This is a genomic window from Bacillus sp. ILBB4 (assembly GCF_035064545.1).
GTDB lineage: Bacteria > Bacillota > Bacilli > Bacillales > Bacillaceae_H > Priestia.
In genome coordinates this window covers 84,471-103,085 of record NZ_JAIQVD010000001.1, presented here as the reverse complement: position 1 = coordinate 103,085, position 18,615 = coordinate 84,471, and the positions used below count along the sequence as shown (strand labels likewise).

At 36.1% G+C, this 18,615-nt stretch carries 28 protein-coding genes and 1 pseudogene; 16 read left to right on the top strand and 13 right to left on the bottom strand.

From position 1 onward, the window contains the following. The first annotated feature begins 19 nt into the window (after nucleotides 1–19). The gene (locus LAV82_RS00630) at nucleotides 20–682 is read left to right on the top strand and encodes a sulfite oxidase-like oxidoreductase (RefSeq protein ID WP_328147317.1); all 663 of its coding nucleotides are present in this window, start codon (nucleotides 20–22) and stop codon (nucleotides 680–682) included. Nucleotides 683–715: 33 nt separating this feature from the next. Here LAV82_RS00630 and LAV82_RS00625 read toward each other — a convergent pair whose 3' ends face one another. Further along, nucleotides 716–1,228, bottom strand: coding sequence for a MogA/MoaB family molybdenum cofactor biosynthesis protein (locus LAV82_RS00625; RefSeq protein WP_192995210.1), 513 nt, complete (start codon nucleotides 1,226–1,228; stop codon nucleotides 716–718). Nucleotides 1,229–1,240: 12 nt separating this feature from the next. Continuing rightward, a complete protein-coding gene (moaC, locus tag LAV82_RS00620) occupies nucleotides 1,241–1,729 on the bottom strand; it encodes a cyclic pyranopterin monophosphate synthase MoaC (RefSeq protein ID WP_192995208.1) in 489 nt (162 codons plus the stop codon). Nucleotides 1,730–1,843: 114 nt separating this feature from the next. Here moaC and LAV82_RS00615 point away from each other — a divergent pair, with 114 nt between their 5' ends. Then, entirely contained in the window at nucleotides 1,844–3,109 is a 1,266-nt protein-coding gene (locus tag LAV82_RS00615; protein WP_499715418.1) for a molybdopterin molybdotransferase MoeA, read from the top strand. A 53-nt stretch (nucleotides 3,110–3,162) separates the two neighbouring features. On the opposite strand, the pseudogene LAV82_RS00610 reads toward LAV82_RS00615, so the two are convergent. Beyond that, nucleotides 3,163–3,261 (bottom strand): annotated as a pseudogene (locus LAV82_RS00610) (YvrJ family protein); the annotation flags it as partial. Between the two features lie 794 nt (nucleotides 3,262–4,055). Between LAV82_RS00610 and LAV82_RS00605 the strand changes: the two are divergent. Then, the gene (locus tag LAV82_RS00605) at nucleotides 4,056–4,625 is read left to right on the top strand and encodes an MEDS domain-containing protein (protein WP_192995193.1); all 570 of its coding nucleotides are present in this window, start codon (nucleotides 4,056–4,058) and stop codon (nucleotides 4,623–4,625) included. A gap of 328 nt (nucleotides 4,626–4,953) precedes the next feature. On the opposite strand, the gene LAV82_RS00600 is transcribed toward LAV82_RS00605, so the two are convergent. Further along, nucleotides 4,954–5,202 carry a hypothetical protein gene (locus LAV82_RS00600; protein ID WP_156405027.1) on the bottom strand — a complete coding sequence of 83 codons (249 nt, stop codon included), beginning with the start codon at nucleotides 5,200–5,202 and terminating at the stop codon, nucleotides 4,954–4,956. Nucleotides 5,203–5,272: 70 nt separating this feature from the next. Next, complete coding sequence (locus tag LAV82_RS00595; RefSeq protein ID WP_427125998.1) at nucleotides 5,273–5,512, bottom strand: hypothetical protein; 240 nt, start codon at nucleotides 5,510–5,512, stop codon at nucleotides 5,273–5,275. Nucleotides 5,513–5,771: 259 nt separating this feature from the next. Between LAV82_RS00595 and LAV82_RS00590 the strand changes: the two genes are divergently transcribed. Continuing rightward, nucleotides 5,772–6,290 (top strand): YfiT family bacillithiol transferase, encoded by a 519-nt coding sequence (locus tag LAV82_RS00590; RefSeq protein ID WP_192995188.1) that lies wholly within the window; start codon nucleotides 5,772–5,774, stop codon nucleotides 6,288–6,290. A 205-nt stretch (nucleotides 6,291–6,495) separates the two neighbouring features. Here the strand turns inward: LAV82_RS00590 and LAV82_RS00585 are convergent, their stop codons facing one another. The 4 genes from LAV82_RS00585 to LAV82_RS00570 all read right to left on the bottom strand — a co-directional run bounded on the left by LAV82_RS00585 (nucleotide 6,496) and on the right by LAV82_RS00570 (nucleotide 9,334). Beyond that, a complete protein-coding gene (locus LAV82_RS00585; protein WP_274155037.1) occupies nucleotides 6,496–6,966 on the bottom strand; it encodes a hypothetical protein in 471 nt (156 codons plus the stop codon). Nucleotides 6,967–6,970: 4 nt separating this feature from the next. Beyond that, nucleotides 6,971–7,759, bottom strand: a complete 789-nt coding sequence (locus LAV82_RS00580; RefSeq protein WP_230933325.1) for a hypothetical protein — start codon at nucleotides 7,757–7,759, stop codon at nucleotides 6,971–6,973. A 522-nt stretch (nucleotides 7,760–8,281) separates the two neighbouring features. Further along, nucleotides 8,282–8,794, bottom strand: a complete 513-nt coding sequence (locus LAV82_RS00575) for a DUF3231 family protein (RefSeq protein WP_211077554.1) — start codon at nucleotides 8,792–8,794, stop codon at nucleotides 8,282–8,284. Nucleotides 8,795–9,124: 330 nt separating this feature from the next. Next, the gene (locus LAV82_RS00570; RefSeq protein WP_013058452.1) at nucleotides 9,125–9,334 is read right to left on the bottom strand and encodes an alpha/beta-type small acid-soluble spore protein; all 210 of its coding nucleotides are present in this window, start codon (nucleotides 9,332–9,334) and stop codon (nucleotides 9,125–9,127) included. A gap of 596 nt (nucleotides 9,335–9,930) precedes the next feature. On the opposite strand from LAV82_RS00570, the gene LAV82_RS00565 reads away from it, so the two are divergent. From LAV82_RS00565 to LAV82_RS00550, 4 genes are all read left to right on the top strand, one after another. Then, nucleotides 9,931–10,194 carry a DUF1292 domain-containing protein gene (locus LAV82_RS00565; RefSeq protein WP_013058451.1) on the top strand — a complete coding sequence of 88 codons (264 nt, stop codon included), beginning with the start codon at nucleotides 9,931–9,933 and terminating at the stop codon, nucleotides 10,192–10,194. 18 nt (nucleotides 10,195–10,212) lie between these two features. Continuing rightward, nucleotides 10,213–10,599: a hypothetical protein gene (locus LAV82_RS00560; protein ID WP_499715412.1), complete on the top strand. Its 387-nt coding sequence runs from the start codon at nucleotides 10,213–10,215 to the stop codon at nucleotides 10,597–10,599. Between the two features lie 171 nt (nucleotides 10,600–10,770). Beyond that, nucleotides 10,771–11,766, top strand: coding sequence for a DUF3231 family protein (locus LAV82_RS00555; protein ID WP_244856534.1), 996 nt, complete (start codon nucleotides 10,771–10,773; stop codon nucleotides 11,764–11,766). A 421-nt stretch (nucleotides 11,767–12,187) separates the two neighbouring features. Beyond that, nucleotides 12,188–12,820 carry an esterase/lipase family protein gene (locus LAV82_RS00550; RefSeq protein ID WP_499715411.1) on the top strand — a complete coding sequence of 211 codons (633 nt, stop codon included), beginning with the start codon at nucleotides 12,188–12,190 and terminating at the stop codon, nucleotides 12,818–12,820. A gap of 220 nt (nucleotides 12,821–13,040) precedes the next feature. On the opposite strand, the gene LAV82_RS00545 is transcribed toward LAV82_RS00550, so the two are convergent. The 4 genes from LAV82_RS00545 to LAV82_RS00530 form a co-directional block, all read right to left on the bottom strand. Further along, complete coding sequence (locus LAV82_RS00545; protein ID WP_013058447.1) at nucleotides 13,041–13,199, bottom strand: hypothetical protein; 159 nt, start codon at nucleotides 13,197–13,199, stop codon at nucleotides 13,041–13,043. Between the two features lie 83 nt (nucleotides 13,200–13,282). Then, nucleotides 13,283–13,492, bottom strand: coding sequence for an alpha/beta-type small acid-soluble spore protein (locus tag LAV82_RS00540; RefSeq protein ID WP_013084442.1), 210 nt, complete (start codon nucleotides 13,490–13,492; stop codon nucleotides 13,283–13,285). A 314-nt stretch (nucleotides 13,493–13,806) separates the two neighbouring features. Next, the gene (locus LAV82_RS00535) at nucleotides 13,807–14,013 is read right to left on the bottom strand and encodes a hypothetical protein (protein ID WP_499715409.1); all 207 of its coding nucleotides are present in this window, start codon (nucleotides 14,011–14,013) and stop codon (nucleotides 13,807–13,809) included. Nucleotides 14,014–14,055: 42 nt separating this feature from the next. Further along, nucleotides 14,056–14,220: a hypothetical protein gene (locus LAV82_RS00530; RefSeq protein ID WP_178390238.1), complete on the bottom strand. Its 165-nt coding sequence runs from the start codon at nucleotides 14,218–14,220 to the stop codon at nucleotides 14,056–14,058. A 186-nt stretch (nucleotides 14,221–14,406) separates the two neighbouring features. Between LAV82_RS00530 and LAV82_RS00525 the strand changes: the two genes are divergently transcribed. The 8 genes from LAV82_RS00525 (at nucleotide 14,407) to LAV82_RS00490 (ending at nucleotide 18,260) form a co-directional block, all read left to right on the top strand. Continuing rightward, nucleotides 14,407–14,613, top strand: coding sequence for a hypothetical protein (locus LAV82_RS00525; protein ID WP_192995123.1), 207 nt, complete (start codon nucleotides 14,407–14,409; stop codon nucleotides 14,611–14,613). 132 nt (nucleotides 14,614–14,745) lie between these two features. Next, nucleotides 14,746–14,928 (top strand): hypothetical protein, encoded by a 183-nt coding sequence (locus LAV82_RS00520; protein ID WP_025749972.1) that lies wholly within the window; start codon nucleotides 14,746–14,748, stop codon nucleotides 14,926–14,928. A gap of 222 nt (nucleotides 14,929–15,150) precedes the next feature. Next, on the top strand, nucleotides 15,151–15,894 hold the full coding sequence (locus LAV82_RS00515) for an HAD family hydrolase (RefSeq protein ID WP_499715406.1): 744 nt from the start codon (nucleotides 15,151–15,153) through the stop codon (nucleotides 15,892–15,894). A gap of 136 nt (nucleotides 15,895–16,030) precedes the next feature. Then, the gene (locus LAV82_RS00510; RefSeq protein ID WP_013058440.1) at nucleotides 16,031–16,219 is read left to right on the top strand and encodes a hypothetical protein; all 189 of its coding nucleotides are present in this window, start codon (nucleotides 16,031–16,033) and stop codon (nucleotides 16,217–16,219) included. A gap of 181 nt (nucleotides 16,220–16,400) precedes the next feature. Next, nucleotides 16,401–16,817, top strand: a complete 417-nt coding sequence (locus LAV82_RS00505; protein WP_499715404.1) for a hypothetical protein — start codon at nucleotides 16,401–16,403, stop codon at nucleotides 16,815–16,817. 122 nt (nucleotides 16,818–16,939) lie between these two features. Beyond that, nucleotides 16,940–17,047 carry a YjcZ family sporulation protein gene (locus LAV82_RS00500; RefSeq protein ID WP_075419247.1) on the top strand — a complete coding sequence of 36 codons (108 nt, stop codon included), beginning with the start codon at nucleotides 16,940–16,942 and terminating at the stop codon, nucleotides 17,045–17,047. 286 nt (nucleotides 17,048–17,333) lie between these two features. Beyond that, nucleotides 17,334–17,486, top strand: a complete 153-nt coding sequence (locus tag LAV82_RS00495) for a YjcZ family sporulation protein (protein WP_013058439.1) — start codon at nucleotides 17,334–17,336, stop codon at nucleotides 17,484–17,486. Nucleotides 17,487–17,789: 303 nt separating this feature from the next. Next, entirely contained in the window at nucleotides 17,790–18,260 is a 471-nt protein-coding gene (locus tag LAV82_RS00490; RefSeq protein WP_057273788.1) for a DinB family protein, read from the top strand. The last annotated feature ends 355 nt before the right edge of the window (nucleotides 18,261–18,615 follow it).

Sequence of the window (18,615 nt, the reverse complement as noted above, 5' to 3'; positions counted from 1 at the left end):
AAAACAACGAGGTGATAATTTGAACAAAGCAGACCGTATTAAACGAATGAAAACACCAGAAATTGATCCAAAGTATGAAGGACGAGTGCCTCCGGGTCAGGTAGTAACGGAGCGCTTTCCCATTTTACATGAAGGCGACGTGCCGGAGTATAACTTAGAGGAGTGGACGCTTCGGGTATTTGGATTGGTAGACAAAGAAGTGACGCTTTCGTATCAAGATATATTGGACATGCCGCAAACGACAGTGAAATGTGATATTCACTGCGTAACGAGATGGACAAGGCTTGATAATGAATTTACGGGCGTGCTGTTTACAGACTTTTTAAAAGCAGTTGGCGTGGAGTTGAAAAGTAAATACATCATGCTGCACGGAGATAATGACTATACGTCAAACATTGAAGTAAAAGATTTACTGAGAGACGATATTCTTCTCGCTCATTCCTTTAACGGAGAGCCGCTTACAGCTAAGCACGGATATCCGCTGCGATTGGTTGTTCCGCATTTGTACTTTTGGAAAAGTGTTAAATGGCTTCGAGGCTTTGAAGTCATTGATGAAAATCATCCTGGCTTTTGGGAGCAAAACGGCTTTCATCTTAGAGGAGATCCGTTTAAAGAAGAGCGTTTTTCTGGAGAAGATTTAGGTATTCCAGAAGATGAGTGGGTACATAAAGACTATGATTAATGAAAATGCCTATGCGTGTGCATAGGCATTTTGTCAGCGCTGGCGGTTTAATTCCCACACAACGTGGCGAAGTTCGGGCAAAATCAGCTTGGTCATAGCTAGACGAACAGCACCGCTTGATCCTGGTGTAGAAAAAACGGCTTTTTCGTTAATCGTCCCGGCAATTGCCCGGCTCATAATCGCCGCGCTGCCAATGTCTTCGGTGTAGCTCAGCATGCGAAACAGCTCGCCAAACCCAACGATTTCTTTATGAATCAGCGCTTGAACGGCTTCAATCGTGACGTCTCGTTTTGTAATGCCAGTCCCGCCGTTTGTGAGAACAACGTCAATGTCCTCATCACTGCATCCGGCAAGTATCGCTTGTTGAATCGACGTTTGGTCGTCTTTTACAATTTCATAGGAAGCGACCTGCATGTCGTGTTCTTTCAGAAGTTGGATCATCAGCGCGCCGCTTTTATCGGTTTCTTTTGTACGTGTATCGGATACCGTAATGATTTTGCAGCGAACGGGGTGCGTTGCTTTAGATTTATGTTCATGTACGCTCATTATGTACCTCCTTTACGATTCTGTGCGCTTGTAGTCACCGTTTTTGCCGCCTGATTTTTCAAGCAGATACGTTTCGCCGATAATCATGCCTTTATCAATGGCTTTGCACATATCATAGACAGTTAATGCGCAGGCAGAAGCAGCGGTTAAAGCTTCCATTTCAACACCCGTTGAGCCTTCCGTTTTTACCGTTGCTTCTATTAATAAACGATATTGATCATTGCTTGTATCCCAGTCAAATGAAAGGTTTACGCCTTTTAATAGAAGAGGGTGACACATCGGAATAATGTCAGACGTGCGTTTTGCTGCCATGATTCCCGCTACTTGTGCAACAGCAAGGACGTCGCCTTTTCCGATCTTATGTTCTACAATGGCTTCGTGAATTTCTTTGTTAACGAGTATGCTTGAACGAGCCGTTGCGACGCGGCGAGTGATAGATTTTTCGCTAATATCGACCATATTGGCACGGCCTTGGTCATTAAAATGTGTAAAAGAAGACATCGGTGTTTTCATCCTTTTTCAGTAAATTTTGTTGTATGATAGAAATAGTGAGATATGCTATGATTTTACACCATAGCGCAAAAAGTGAACAGACATAAAGGAAGTGAAGAATGTATGTTAGAAAGCAGAACACCTATTTCAATTCCTGAAGCAATTGAAAAAGTTATGACATATAAAAGAAAAGGCAGCATCGAACGCGTATCGATCACCGAAAGCTATGGACGATATTTAGGAGAAGATATTATCGCCGACCAAAACGTTCCTCATTTTAATAAATCGCTTTATGACGGCTTTGCGGTTCGAGCGCAAGACTGCGTAGAAGTCTCAAGTGAACATCCTGTCGAGTTCGAAGTAGTAGGTGAAATCGGCGCCGGCTCTGTTTATGAAGAAGAAGTAAAGCCGTTTCAAGCGGTGCGCATTATGACAGGAGCGCAGGTGCCTCATTCGTGTGATGCGGTTGTGATGCTTGAAGTAACGAAGTCGTATGAAAAAGAAGGTAAAACGTATATGGCGTTAAGCCGACCTGCTTCAAAGTGGGAACACATTGCATTAAAAGGAGAAGAAACGAAAAAAGGAGACGTGCTTGTTTCAAAAGGGACGCGCATTAATCCAGGCGTCACCGCTTTTTTAGCTACGTTTGGCTATGCGGATGTCGCTGTTGTGAAGCAGCCGGTTGTTGGGGTTTTAACAACAGGAAGCGAACTGCTTGATGTGAACGAGCCGTTAGAACCAGGAAAAATCCGCAACAGCAACTCCTATATGGCACTCGCGCAAATCGTAAGAAGCGGGGGAATTCCGAAATATTTAGGGAAGCTTGAAGATGATTTTGACCGCTGCTATGAAGCAGTAGAAAAAGCGCTCGAAGAAGTGGATATTTTGCTGACAACCGGTGGGGTATCCGTTGGGGACTATGATTATTTGCCGGCTATTTATGAAAAGCTTGGCGCCAATATGCTGTTTAACAAAATTGCGATGCGGCCGGGAAGCGTCACAACAGTCGCAGAACGAAACGGGCAGCTGCTGTTTGGACTATCGGGAAATCCTTCTGCTTGCTATGTCGGGTTCGAACTGTTTGTTCGTCCGATTGTTCGCAGCTTTTTGCATTCAACGGCGCCCCATTTACATAAAACAAAAGCGGTGTTAAACGGACGTTTTAAAGAGCCTAATGCATTTACGAGAATGGTGCGAGGAGAAATTACAGACGAAGGCGGAAGGCTTGTTGTAACGCCAGTTGGAATGGACAAGTCAGGCGCTATTTCGTCATTAGCTGCAGCAAATGCGCTGGTTGTTCTTCTAGGTGGAGAGCATGGGTATGATAAAGGAACAGAAGTGAACGTGCTGCATCTTGAAAACGAAGGCACGAGTTCGCTTTGGGTATAAATAGCAGTCTGCTTATTGCTTGTCTTTTTTTCAATAAGAACTTGAAGCAGCTCTGTAATTCGATCTAATTTGCTTTCAATGCGAACAAGTAAGTAAAAAGATAGGGCAATTGGAAAGCCTAAATCTTTAATATAGCTAACTAAGTTTTCCATAATAGCATACCTCCTTCACTTAGAAGATATATTATAATATGTGATTTCTAAGTATTTGTTCGCAGGACAGACGTCCATTTTTAAGACAAAAGTCCTTGAAAAATAAGAAAAAGCTGCCTCGGCATTGGCAAGCGAGGCTGCTTTTTTGTAAGGGTTCATTTATACGTATCTCAGTATAAATGACTACTAGATCTTAACATGGTTTCAAATGTAAATACTACTTTTGATGTGCTTTAAAGGGTGTATAAAAGGTTTGCTTTTTATATAGGAGTTCTTCATTCCTATCGGAACGAAATATTGTTAAGTCAATGATGTATAAAGAACTGCATCACAAGAATAATCTCCTATCGCAAACCCCTTGTGCGCCAAGGGTTCTTTTTTTGGTGTGTACCGGAAAGAGACTTTAGGTTAACTAGTTGTCCATAGGCTATCAAACTAAAAAATAGATGACTGCTGCCTTTATTTACAAATAGAAAGTAATGTTACATGAGAATTTATCGAATAAAAGGATAAATGAACTTAATTCTTTCATTCTTTCTTATTAAGTTTTAATCGTATTTGAGAAGGGTATAGTATTCTTTAGTCAAATCGCCAGAATAACTGCGCAAACGTTATCTCACTTACAACATAGGTACACTATTCTAAAAAACAGCCGTACACCCTAAAACAAAGGGGAAAACATCTAGTTTTGACAGACAAGAATGCAAAGCGTAGAATTGTTCTAACGAATAGACAATTTACTAGTTTAAGAGTCTTAACATTTAGGTTGATTTTATATAAGGGAGCGTACACACTTGAAAAATCAGTTTGCTCAATTGATACAGAATAATGAAAGCGTTCATATTTACTATAATATTGACGATATGAGAAGTTACTTAGATAACCTTGTGTCTTATATTGTGTCAGGGATTGAACAGGAGAGACATACTTTAGTTATAGAAAGTGAAAGACTAATTCCGCTGATTTTTAAAAGATTAGAGGGAATTTTAACTAAAGACCAATTAACATATATACATACCATTAATAATTTTGATTATTACTGTTCAAGTGGAAGTTTTCAGCCTGCCATAATTTTTGAACATCTTTCTAAACATTTAGAGCCTTTCTATAAAAACAATACGTCTTTTCAAATATGGGCTCATGTAGAGTGGGGACAGCAAGAAGGAATTATACCTATTTTAGAAGAGTTTGAAAATGAAGCAGACAAATTAGTAAACAAAGGCGGATTATATTTAGTATGCGCGTATGATGAAGAGAGAGTGCCAGAAGTTCTTAAACTGGCTTTAATGAAGTGCCATCCATACTTAATTTTAGAAAATAAAATTACTCCATCCAATTTATATATAATGACAGATGCAGTGTGATTAATAATGTGCTTGGGCGTTATTTTTAAAAATCTTTCGTCAGAAAAAATGATTTTGGCGATATGTCTTTCTTTCATTATTTTTTCGATTGTCCAATTCTTTTAAGCAAGACGATATAGACAATGATTAAAAAGCTTAGAACCACGGTGGTTCCAAGCTTTTTAGTTTCTATAAGCAGTATGATAATAACTCGATTTGTCTGGACTATATCCTGAGTTAATGAATAAACAGCAAAAAAGGGGTATTCAATTGAAGATTCCTTTTTAGTACCAATAACTGGTATGGTTTTAACTAGAAGCGAATAACATATGCATAATATTTTTTAGAATTATCCACCATTCAAACCAATAGCAAATAGAAAAACAACAATAGCTATTCCTAATAACCCAACTAAACTTAAGACTCTCAATATCCCTTTTCCAATAATAGCTAATATAAGGGAAAGTCCAAACAGTCCTAATAAGATATTTCCTCCCCAGAAACCATTCATGGAAAATAGGTTACCACTAAAGAACCAGAAACAACAGGCTAATATTAAAAATAGTATAGAGCCTATGCTCGAATATTTTCTAATCATAATTCTTCATCCTTTATAGCGATTATATGTTTAATATTACCATATATTTTCGGTTTTTGATTCCTATTGATTACTTATCTTTTTTCATTTTCCATAATAAGTTTGCAATGAATGCACTAAAAAAGCCAATAGAAATTAACCAAAAACCAATTTGATACAAAATGAAATTCCAGCTGTCTCCAAAAGAAAAAAGTGTAATTCTTCTTGATTCTATAATATCAACGATAATAAATAAGGAAACGGTAATAAAATATATTAAAAAGAACTTTTTGTAGAAATAGCTTTTATAATCACTGCTCAATTTACTCACCTCAACTTAATTTTACGGCAAGTTTATCCATATGTTTATTGTTTTAATTAAAAGCGGCCTAATTTAGGGAGATAATTATCATGAATTATAGCAAAGGCAGATCATTGTACTGCAGAGAAGGTCCATCATGGTAACTGAAAGTACACACTATATTTAAAATTGTAGTTGCTTACTTAGAGATAATTCTGAATTTTTTAATTTATATACACTTAAAATTGCTATAATAGATATTAATAAAAATAGAAAGAGAGGAAAAAATATGTTTAATCAATATCCTATTGGGAAATTTACCGTGAAAGAAAATATTCAGAAAGAAGATATTCAAGGGTGGATTCATGACATTGGAGATGCACCAAAGCAATTAGCTGATGCTGTAGAAGGTCTGACAAAAGAACAATTAGCCACGCCTTACCGAGAAGGCGGCTGGAAATTAAGTCAAGTTGTCCATCATTTAGCTGACTCCCATATGAATGCTTATACTCGTTTTAAATTAGGTTTAACAGAGTATGAGCCTACTATTAAAGCATATGATGAAGTGGCTTGGTCGGATCTTCCTGATAATGAGTTGCCCATAGAAATTTCGCTCCAACTTTTTTCAGCTTTACATAAGCGGCTTCATAAAGTGTTAAACTCACTTAATGAAAAAGATTTGAAGAAAATGATCCACCATCCTGAAAACGGGGAAGTGACGATTGAGCAATTAATAGCCACTTACGCTTGGCATGGAAAGCATCATATTGCTCATATTACCACATTAAAAAATCAAAAAGGATGGTAGAAAGGCATTTAACATTTATTAGAACCAAAAAAGCTCTTTTTAAAAGCTTTTTTGGTTCTAATAAATGACATTATGCTAATTAAAGAGTATACAGCTTAAAAACAGAAAAACTCCCTCAATGCGTTAAGGAAGTTATCTCTAACCCTAAATAGTGATATCATTCATTCTGTATCTCCATATTATAGTGGACGGTGATCCCTTATTTTTATAAGCCATCAGATCTGACTTTTGAAACACCTAAGGCAAGGTTTTTCCACAAAGTTTGTTCAACCACTCCGGCGTCCACCGTATGACAATCAACAATGAGTATGACTTCCGAATGTTTGCCGCGTAAAAGTCGTTGATTTTTCCTGATTACTTTAAACATAAATAGTTTAATTCCTAGTCCTAAGATAAATCCGATAAAAGCACTAATTATTCCCCAGTAGATGGGGCCCCAGCTTAGTTTAAACCCAATGCTTGCACCAATGACTGAAAAGGCTGTGGCTAGAGCCATTCCTAAATCAATAAGAGAAACTCCATCTGCTCGATGAAGGCTATCAAAAAACCGGCGATCTTCCGTTCGATTATTAAGGGGGACAATAAATATATCTTCTTTCTTTATCCCTTTTTTTTCTAGCTCTGAAACAGCTAATTCTATGTAACTGGAGTATTCAAATGTAGAAAAGACCTGCATGTTTTCACTCCACCTTTTTTCCTTTCGCAATACAAAAGCTTGGATGTTGATACGTTTTCTCGAAGAAATTTTTTTGCTCTCTTTCCACAAGTTTATTATTCTCAACAGTATTCATATAGGAATCAAAAGTAGCAAAACCATATAGAGAAGGGAAAAATAACAACCATTCTTTATTTAAAACGGAAGTAGCCTGTTTTATTTCTCCTAAAAATAGCAGAGAAATCCCTTCAAGCAGGTGAGAATAATAAAAGAAAATGACTGCCCAAATGATAACAAAGAAAGCACCAATGATCCGATGAATATAGAGTTGTCCTAGACCTGGCATCAAAAAGGACCAGGCAACCGACAAAATGGGATTCCTTTTATCTAAATAGTTTATTTCCATGGCTCCTATACTAAAGGAGTTGAACCGATGATTTTCTCTTTCAGCTAACACGTATATTTTATTTAAATCAACGGTTGTTCGGTAACTATCCCATATAGCAAAAATATAAACGGGAATATAAATGAGAAGCCATCTTGTATTAAGCACGTCTTTGGCCATATCAATGTTTCCTTGAAAAGAATAAATCATTGCTAAATTTACATGAGATTTAAGGTTTATGACGACCTCCCATATAAATAACACAAAGCCGCGAAGGTATTTAGACAGTAGCAAGTGTCCAAACCCAGGAAAAGCTGCTGACCACCAAGCAACAATATAAGGGTTTCTTAAATGAATTTGAGTCGTTCCAAATATACTAACATGAGCAATATAGCGTCTTGCAGTATTATCATTTTTATAATTATTCATATACAATCTCCTATGATTGGAAGAAAATAAACTTTTATACCTATCATTCATATTTAATATGGTCTTGTTTACTTATTTTATGCAATCCATTGATATACACTTAATCTTTATCAAAATGGAGAATTCGTTGACGAGAAAAAGCTCTTTATTTTTCCATAGAGAGCTTCTTTACATGTTATTTTTGAAAATTGGTATTATGTTAATAAAGAAGTAGTTAGATGCTTCATAGCGTCTTGACTCGTTTGTTCATGATCTAGCATTATGTTCACTATGTTTTTATATTCTATACAACATAAAAACGGAAAAAACTACTGCTCCTGTGCAGTAGTTTTCCTAGTCGTTGAAATATAGATGTTGTGTTGATAATTCTCTATTGCATCTTGAGTAGTTTGCTCAAGTTATCAATAACTCATGTACTAAAAAGAAAAATACACCTTAAATGAGGATTTCCAAGCAATGTTTCGTAGCATGTGGTATGGTTCACTTAAAGTGAAATCTTCACGTTTTATAGTAATTTCATTATCAACAATCCGTGTTTTTTGACTTGTGAAGAGGTGGTGGAACTAACCAGCCTTTTTCTTTGTTAAGTCGCAAAAACTTTCCACCAAGAGCTACTTTTTGCATGTGAATTTGACCAAACATTGCTGCGATATCTTCACGAATAGATTGGCCAATCAGTTGACTACAAGCAACTAGACCAGCAGCTATATCCAGTGAAATAGCCGCAGCAACTTCGGGATCTTGAACACGTGCACCTACTGGAATATCATCTAAACAAGCTTCTGGACGTTCAGGCGGAGTTGGAGGTAAAGCCACTCCATTTTCTTTTAATAGCTTTTCTACACCTTTCATTTCCTGCTGACATTGTTCAATCGTTTCTTGTACCAACTTATATAGATCCTTGTCTCCTACATGATTTAGAAACGTTTGATAACCAGCTACTAATCCTTTTGAAGCAGAAAGAAACGACCATGTTCCAAATACTTCACCATAATGCATCGGTTCATCTGTAGGATTTCCACTTAAAATACCCATTGTTATCCTCCTTAACATATTCATAATAATGTGCCACCTTTCTTACTATGCACACACTTAACGTCTCCATATCATGTTTCATTATTCTTCTAGATATAAAAAAAGAATTTTATCAGTGAATACAATCCACTATTTTACGTATACTATTCAAGCTGCCTATAAGGGCATAGTCACAATACCCTTGTTATACAGAGAGCTGCCTTCTTTGGCAGTTTTTTGTTTTGTCATGCTTTATGTGGCTTTCTGCTTATGACGATAAATAGAAAATGTCCATAATAAAAGGAAGAGTGGATACCCACTCTTCCTTCAGCCATCAATTATAAAGTTGTCTTAGAAGCGTCCGCCGCCAAGTTGTTGCTCAGCTAATTGCACAAGACGCTTTGTGATTTCGCCACCTACTGATCCGTTTGCACGTGCAGTTGTATCAGCACCAAGGTTTACACCAAATTCGCTAGCGATTTCATATTTCATTTGATCGATTGCTTGTTCAGCACCGTATACTAATAATTCATTGTTGTTGCTGCTTTTGTTGTTTGCCATGTTGTGTCACCTCCTTGTTTTTCTTAAGTTTCCTAGGGGCCAAGAAGTATATACATGGTAAATTATGGATGTTTATTTCTTGATCAGGGTGACATACTAATTTTTAGAAACAACCGACACTGTAAAAAGTGGGATTAGATGTTTCATTTCCTTGTTATCTAAAAGTTGCCATGTGAGAAGAGGATTGCAATTGCTATTGCAATCCTCTTTAGGTACCGTATCAATGGTTATTTTTATACGAAGCATAAAATTAAAAATGCAAGAGAGGAAGGGGTTATATTGTCAAAGACACGTCAGAAAAAAGAATACTGTAAAAAGTGCAGAAAAGAAACTATACATACCCTCACAGAAGATGCTTTAGAAATTAATTGGTACTGCCATGAATGTCATTCACAACACGATATTGTAAAAACATTTTTTTAATCATTTCTTAAAGTTTCATTCTCCAATAGACGAATAAATAACTATTTTTTTAGATATATCCATAACTAAACTCCCTATTCGCCTTCGCTATTGAATTTCATTTTGTACGATTATAGAAGCAGAGAAGAACGGGTAAAGTAACCGGGAAGATTTTTAGTGGAGGTGAACGAAAAGTGAGCAGTAGGGAAAGAGATCTTATAACCATTGAAGATGAAAAAGGTATTGAAAAACAATACGCAGTTGAGGCTTTATTTGATATGAGAAATCAGACTTATGCTTTGCTGCAATCGAACGGGGAAGCGCTGTTGATGCGCGTTGAAGATGAAAAGGGTGAACAATATCTTGTTGGATTGACTGATCCTGAGGAACGTGACTCCATTTTAGATGCTTATCAAATCGCTGTAGAGGCTACGCCTGCTGACGAAGAATTTCGCTAATGTGATGAGGAGTGCGTTATGAAGAAGAAAATTGTAGATGCAGCTCATTTGGAGCAAAAAACGCAGATTGAAAAAGTGATCAACGGAATGACCTTTACGAAAAATTTCCGGTCTGCTACAGCAGAAGAATGGTACGTATTTCTTCCAGGTTATGAAGATCCAAGAACAGGTGGAGCTGCAGGAAAAGCAATGATTCATTATAACCTTTATGGAAATAGAGATGTGCTTATTAACACTACAGTCATCTTAGATGATCCAGCACTATTTAGAACAGAAATCCACCCTCTTGTTTATGCAATTGCAGATGAGCTGGTCAACAGGCTAGTTGGCTATGCTGATACCTTGCTGTCTGTTCATGCCGGTGAAAACTCTTTTGATGCAGAATATAAACAAAAAAATAATTAATTAATCTTGATTTATTCAATATTTTTCCTTAAGTATGTGTTTTTAAAAAGTTGCTCATTTGAGCAGCTTTTTCTTTTTTAGAGGAAATATTAGTATGAAAGCTAACTTGTATGAAAGCTTAAAAGGAGGGGAAGCTAAGAAAAAATGGCTTTGATACGGAGGAACAGAAAATTGCAAAAAAAGAATCGATTAACATCTGCTGAAATGGCAAATTTATGGACACACTATATCCGTGAAACATTATCTATATGTGTAAATAAATATATGCTTCACACGATCCAAGATCCTGAGATACATAGCCTTTTTCAAACAGCTCTTCACTATTCACTTAAACACATAGATACTTTAAAAGCATTATTTAAGAAAGAGAAGTTTCCTATTCCTAAAGGATTTACAGAAGAAGACGTAAACTTAGAAGCTCCTCCTCTATTTACGGACGTTTTGTGTCTTAAATCCCTTTATATGATGAGCACACACGGACATAATGAAATGAGTTTATCTTTTACGACTTCCTTACGTCCAGACATTGTTGATTTTTATTATCAGTGCAACCTTAATGCGATGGAGATTTATAAAAAAACTAAGGATCTTCTTATTTCAAAACAACTTTATCAGCAACCACCTACTTACATAACACCGAACAAGGTGGAAATGATTAAACACTACCACTATGTAACAGATGTGTTCGGTAAACAGAGACCGATAAATACAATAGAAAGTGGACATGCTTATTTTAATTTACACAAAACATTTATTGCGAAAGCGATGATCCTTGGCTTTTCACGGGTTTCAAAAAATCAAAACGTACGAGCATTATTAGAAAAAAGCCTGCAAGTAAAAAACAAACACATTGATGTGTTTTCATCCTTATTAACCAAAGACAACCTTCATCTACCTCAATCATGCGAAACAGAGGTTACAAATTCCAATATTTCTCCTTTTTCAGATCGGCTTATGCTTCTTCAAACAGGTTTCCTTTTTGGTGTAGCAGTTACTTATTATAACGCAGCTCTCATTGCAAGTATGAGAGCTGATATTTCAGCACACTATGAAAAGGCGGCCTTGGATAGCTTGTGGATTTATAGCCGTATTGGGAAAGATATGATTGATAATCACTGGATGGAACAGCCTCCTCAAGCAGATGACCGTAAAAGGTTAGATGATTAGAAAAACGTTCTTAATAAATAATGTTTCATCCTCCGAGCATGCTACTGAAGGTGTTTTAAAATATTACGTATAAAGAGAAGGAGCTACTGTTCAGGAGCAGTAGTTCTTTTGTGTTTAGGTTGTATGTAGTATTTTAGTTAACATAAAACGGACAGTAATCAAGAAAAGAAAACAAACTATAAGCCTGTTTTTCGTACGGTCTATCAAAATTATTTCCGGGGGGATTTTTTTAATTATAAAAAGGATCTAACGTAATAGAAGTAGGTGATGCTCATTATCATATAAGCTACTATAAAAAAATACCACAGATAACAAATGAATATAACTTTAAATACCTTATAAGTATAAGTTTACCATATTAGGATTTTTATATATAATCTATAGAGGTTGTTACTTACACATTTTGAGGAGGAGAAAAGAAATGAAGAAAACGTTTGTCGCATTAATTTTTGCTTTATCCCTGGTTGTATCTGCATTAGGAATTCAGCCTTCGAATGCTAAGGCCCAAGCAAACCACAATCCGGTTGTTCTTGTTCATGGAATCAGCGGTGCGTCCTATAACTTTATTGCTATCAAAAACTATCTAATCGCTCAAGGGTGGGATCGCAATGATCTTTATGCTATTGATTTTATAGATAAGACAGGCAACAATTTGAATAATGGACCTCAGCTTGCTCGATACATTGATCAAGTGTTGAAAGAGACGGGTGCTAAGAAGGTAGATATTGTTGCTCATAGTATGGGGGGAGCAAACACGCTGTACTATATTAAATATCTAGGGGGAGGGAATAAGATTGAAAATGTCGTGACGTTAGGAGGGGCGAATGGTTTAGTTTCTTCGACAGCACTCCCAGGTACAGATCTCAATCAAAAAATTCTTTATACGTCGATCTACAGCATAAATGATCAAATTGTTGTTAATAGTCTCTCTAGGCTGCAAGGAGCAAGAAATATTCAACTTTATGGCATTGGACATATTGGATTGCTTTCAAATAGTCAGGTTAACGCGTACATAAAAGAAGGGCTGAATGGCGGGGGACAAAATACAAACTAATTATTTTTCAGTTGGACAAGACAGGCTCGACTTTTATATATTGGGGATCACACTGTTTGCCTTTGTTTTTCAACAGCATGTACCCGATGAAACACAACCGAAGTCAAAGCAGCTCCCACGTCGAAATAGAGCAAACTTAAAAAAGTACCTTAGTTAATCGAGGTGCTTTTTTAAGTTTGTGTACAAAGAATCGAGGATTAAAAACCGCTCAAATTGATTTTCAATCGCGCATTGCGCCTGCTTCTCGAGAAGTCATTGCACCTTGTCCTTCACTTACGTCTCTTTGGATTTCTTGTTTTACCTTTTGTGCATTTGTTGCAGAAGCTGCTGGTTTCTCAGTAAAACCCGCCTTTTCTTTAGCTAATTGATGTTGCTGCATATACTCTCTCCTTCCTTTTTTATTCGTACAAAAAGGAAGAATGGGGACCCATTCTTCCTTCAGCCATCAATTATAAAGTTGTCTTAGAAACGTCCGCCGCCAAGTTGTTGCTCAGCCATTTGTACAAGACGTTTTGTGATTTCGCCACCTACTGATCCGTTTGCACGTGCAGTTGTATCAGCACCAAGGTTTACACCAAATTCGCTAGCGATTTCATATTTCATTTGATCGATTGCTTGTTCAGCACCGTATACTAATAATTCATTGTTGTTGCTGCTGTTGTTGTTTGCCATGTTGTGTCACCTCCTTGTTTTTCTTAAGTTTCCTATTGTGGAAGAAATGTATTCGTGGTAAATAATGGATGTATATTTCCTTGTTAGGATGACATACTAATTTTTAGAAACAACCGACACTGTAAAAAGTGGGATTAGATGTTTCATTTCCTTGTGACTAAAAACTAAACGCTTGCCATGTGTAGGAGAGAGAATGACAACTCGTTTGTCATTCTTTTTTCACGTTCATGGGTATAATATTTGAATGACAAAGGACTAACTCTGTAAAGAGTTAGTCTTTGGCTTAATAAAAATGATTACTTTTTATAGCTATTTTAAGAATTGTGTTTAGTTATTCTATCCATTGCTTCTTGAACTGCATTTACAACAAAAGGGTCTTTTTCTTTCAACTCATTCACGCTGATTTCACCTGATTGTAAACCTCTGCAGATTTCATGGATATCTTCTTCAATTGTAATCGGCAGCTTATTTTCTGTAAGCATGTTACTTAATTCATTTGCTAACATTTTTTGTTGATCCATGGGATGCCCTCCTCGTCATGTAAAAGTATAAAGTGATCAAGCTTATTTATTTTCTCTTCCTTCTTGCTGATTCTGTACTTTTTCAATTCCAGTGTTTGATTCAAATCCGACTCGATAAGTTCCAGATTTTTGTTGCTGTACTGAATCTGGCATTTGATACTGCTTTAAATCATCCTGAAAATGTCTTGTGCTTGGATTTCCTTCCACTTATATTCCTCCTCAGTAAATTAAGTTTTGACGTTTTAGTTTCCCCAGTTCGTAAAACAATTAAGCATGTTGTACATGTCTCTTTGCAACAAGTATCTGATTAATTCTCGGGAAATAAAAATATAACTTAACCTTCCACTTATTTTATCTTCAAATTTTCAAACAATAGGGCTAGGAGGTGTTTTTATGCCAAAGAAAGACTTTAAAGGCGTTGATAATTCAGGAATTGCAGAAAGAGTTGATTATAACAACTATAAAAATAAAGATAGCAACAATGATCCTACGCTTAACCGTATTGTCGAAGAAGATGGGCGTGCTCTTGACCCGAGTGAAACCTTAGAAAATTTTTTTACTGACCTTGAAGGTGAAGAGCCACAAGAAATTACAACTTAATAAAAAAAGTAGAAAACGGCGGATCTTTTTTAGCGAAAAGACCTACGAAACGTAGATATTTTCATTAGAGAACCTGCTGTAAACGAGTTAACCTGGTTTAAAAAATGAGGACTATTAATAGAGGTGAAGTTAATGTCGCACACAGAAACTGAACGAACAACGTATATGTATGATCCTTTCACTATACAAGGTCTTGAAATGAATATACCTAAAGAAGGCGAAGGCAGCCAACCGCTAATAAATCGTTCAGGACTGAGTACCTCTACGTTCAAAACAAACATGAATAGAAAACATTTTGAACGTTATATTTATTAGCAGGAATATCCTGCAGCTTTTTATCTTATAAAAAGATCCTTCTATTTTATATGCTAGAAGGATCTTTCCACTAAATATACTCATTTCAGTATAGTAATCAATTGCTTGTCCCTAACCTATTGGGAAATTCACCTTGGTTTTAGGTGTGGATAGGTAATAAAAGTGGTTAGTGTTTTTTCATATATACTGTCTGTACATCGATTGTAGAAAGGATTTAACGAAATGCAGAAGCAAACCTTAATTTTTAATTTAGACGATACGCTTGTTCACTGTAATAAATATTTTAGAGACACCATAAATGCTTTTGTGGCTCAATTGCAGGAATGGTTTGAGAATCTGACTAAGGAAGAAATAAAACAAAAGCAGTTAGAGATAGATTTAAAAAGTATAGAAAAGTATGGCCTTCACTCTTCTCGTTTTCCAGAATCATTAGTAGCTACTTATTTATTTTTTAGTGAACAAAATCATCAAGATATCCATGAAGATAGAGTCGAAAGAGTCAAGAAAATTGGTCAAAGTGTATTTGAAGTACCGATAGAGCCTTTGCCAAATATGTATGAAGTATTAGATAAGCTTAAAGAACAAGGACATAATCTCTATTTACACACAGGTGGAGACGAGGAAAATCAAAGTAGAAAAATTGTTCAGCTAGAGCTAGCTAAATACTTTGAAAAAAAAGTGTTCATTTCTGAACAAAAAGATACACCTGCATTAAAAGAAATACTAAACCAAATTAAGTACGATCCAAAAAAGACTTGGATGATTGGCAATTCATTAAAAACCGATATAAGACCGGCAGTAGAAGTTGGAATACATGCGATTCACGTACCTTCTGAACTGGAATGGAGCTACAACCAAGTTAAAATTGATATTGCGCCAAAAGGTAAATTGATAACCGTTAATTCATTGCTGGAAGTTCCAGAAATCATCCAAAAGCATGCTCAAGAAACGGTTGTATCCACCTAATACTAGGTCATATGTAAACACAATGCACAGAAGCAGCTAACCGTTGATATAAATCTAAACTTTACTCAACAATAAGCAGATAAAGTTCTTATTTTTTCTTAATCAACTCACATAATATACAAAGGAGGTGACTGATATGGCAGATCAATCCAAAGAATCAGAAAAAATGATATGTGAAGATCATAATTCTCCAGTTGATGAAAGAAGTTACGATTTATACGAAGCGACGCGTAATTCACTTTTACGCAATGAATTAGACGATAAAAACAAAACCATTTTAAATAATATTGATAACGCAGCGATGGATGTGAATCTTGAGGAATAATGGACATAAAAAACCTTCTATTTCTTAATATCATAGCTAACTAAGGATACACATTTCTTTTTCTCTTAGTAAAGAAGACCTTAAATAGTTAGGGTCTTTTTTAGGTATTTCCCAAAACCTTCTATGGTTGTTTCAGATACAGTAATAGGAGTCTACTAACAGCAAGGAGAAGATTTTTAATATGAGAAACAACTATCCTTATCAGCACTCTAATTACGGTGATTATCAAGGGGCTATGTATCCTCAGCAAGGTAACTGCGGTTATCCGCAATCTAAACCTTGTGGTCAATTGCCTCCTCAAACCATGCCTGCTCAGTATGACCCAGTTAAACAAAACACATCTTTTACTGGTCAAGGTGTGTTTGTGCCAGTGGTGCATCCTAGCCATACCACAAATGTTTATCAAAAAATTATAAATATATGCACTCATTCCCGCATACAGAATCCGTTGTATATCAGGAAACGCATCAACATTTTTGTGCTCCAAGCTGTCCTCCTAGAACTCGGCCTTGGTGCTAATAGCCAAAAAAGCCCCTTCATTTTAACAATGAAGGGTTTTTACTATGTGAAATTTATGATGTTATTTAGCTGTCGCTAAACAAAGTAGCCTATTTTAGACCAAAATCCAACCGATATGAGCTATGTCTACATATAATACCTTAACCCATGTATATTTAAAGCTTTTTCCTTTAGTTAAATACAACGAAAAGAGGTGTTTGTATGTCTAGTTATGGTGGAGCTGGTTCTGGTTTTGCTTTATTAGTTGTCCTGTTTATTCTTCTTGTCATTATTGGATGCAGCTGTTACGGCGGCGGATTTGGCTATTAATAACAATAAAAAAGTCTTTCTCTAATTTGAGAAAGACTTTTTTATTCTAGGTTGTGCGGGGTTGCTTTTATATGCAATAGAACTGATTGGGCGGAATTCAAACAATCTATTGCAGAGGGAGTAAAACTCATATATGGGATCTGAGGATGCTTCATTGTATGTAAAAGAAACTAAAAGGTTATTATTTTTTATTTATAGTGGTATAAAACGTAGTCTATCCACTTCGTGGAGCAAATTTCGTTTTTCATCATATGCTAAATATATGAACGAGAAGGAGGTGAAGTTTATGTTCTTTGGCGGTTATGGCGGAGGTTGTGGCTATGGTTATGGCGGCGGCTGCGGTTACGGCGGTGGCAGTGGTTTTGCTTTAATTATCGTGCTGTTTATCTTATTAATCATTATTGGCTGTGCTTGTTGGGGAGGATTTGGCGGTTGCTAATTATTAGCCTGCCTTTATCTCTAACTTAAAAAAGTTAGCTTTATGCTAGCTTTTTTTATTTGTTAAATGGGGACATGTATAGTGATTAGTACTCACATCTGCTGCGTTGACCAATGGTTTACAGCTTGTTACTGAGCGTTTATGGAGTTTTTTACATAAAAAGAATTGAATATACGATTCCTAAAGTATGAAAGTTATTATACTCAGCATAAGAACAATGAATATTTGAAATAAGTTTAGTTGAAAATTCACCTCTTTGTTTTGGAGAAATCATGTAAAATAATGATAAGAGGAGGGATGGAAATGAATGGAACAGACACAATAGTATTAAATATAAAAGAGATTAGAAGAAGAAGTATAAAAGTTTGGCAAGCAATTCCTGATGATAAACTCGATTGGAAGCCAGATAAAGAAGCTATGACATGCGTAGAAATGGTTCGTCATGTCTTGGAGTCAGAATACTATTATCATCTAGCTATCAAAAATTTGGGCAGCTTAAAGGAATTTGATTCTCCTTTTGAAAAAAGACCATTACAATCTATAAAGGATGAATTGGAGTTTGCAGCATCATACCACCAACAATTTTTAGACATGATTACTACTTTTTCTGAAGAAGATTTAACTAACATTCAAATAGACCGTTCAGATGTTGGTTATATTCGTTCTTTAGGGGATATGTTGATGCGGATAGGCTATCATGAATCCGTACACGCTGGACAACTCTTACAGTATTTGAGAATCATGGAGGTTGATCGACCTAGAATATGGGATTAAATCAATTAAATAATATGTATATCATAGATAAAGTTAGTTATCGTAATGTCCCTATTTGCTAAGAAATATTTTTTGTATTTATAGAAAGCTCATTGTTTGTAATCTGTGCTTTTTGCATGTCAATTTGACCAAACATCGCTGTAATATCTTTCCGAATAGACGAGCCAATTAATTAGCTATAAAACTATACCAGCGGCTATCTCCATGGAGATAGCGGCTGCGACTTCTGGATCTTGAAAACGTGCTCTGCATAGAATATCATCCAAACCTGCTTCTAAACGTTCAGGCGGAGCTAGGGGGGAAAGCTACTTCATTTTCGTTTAATAGCTTTTCTGCGTCTTTCATTCATTAGATG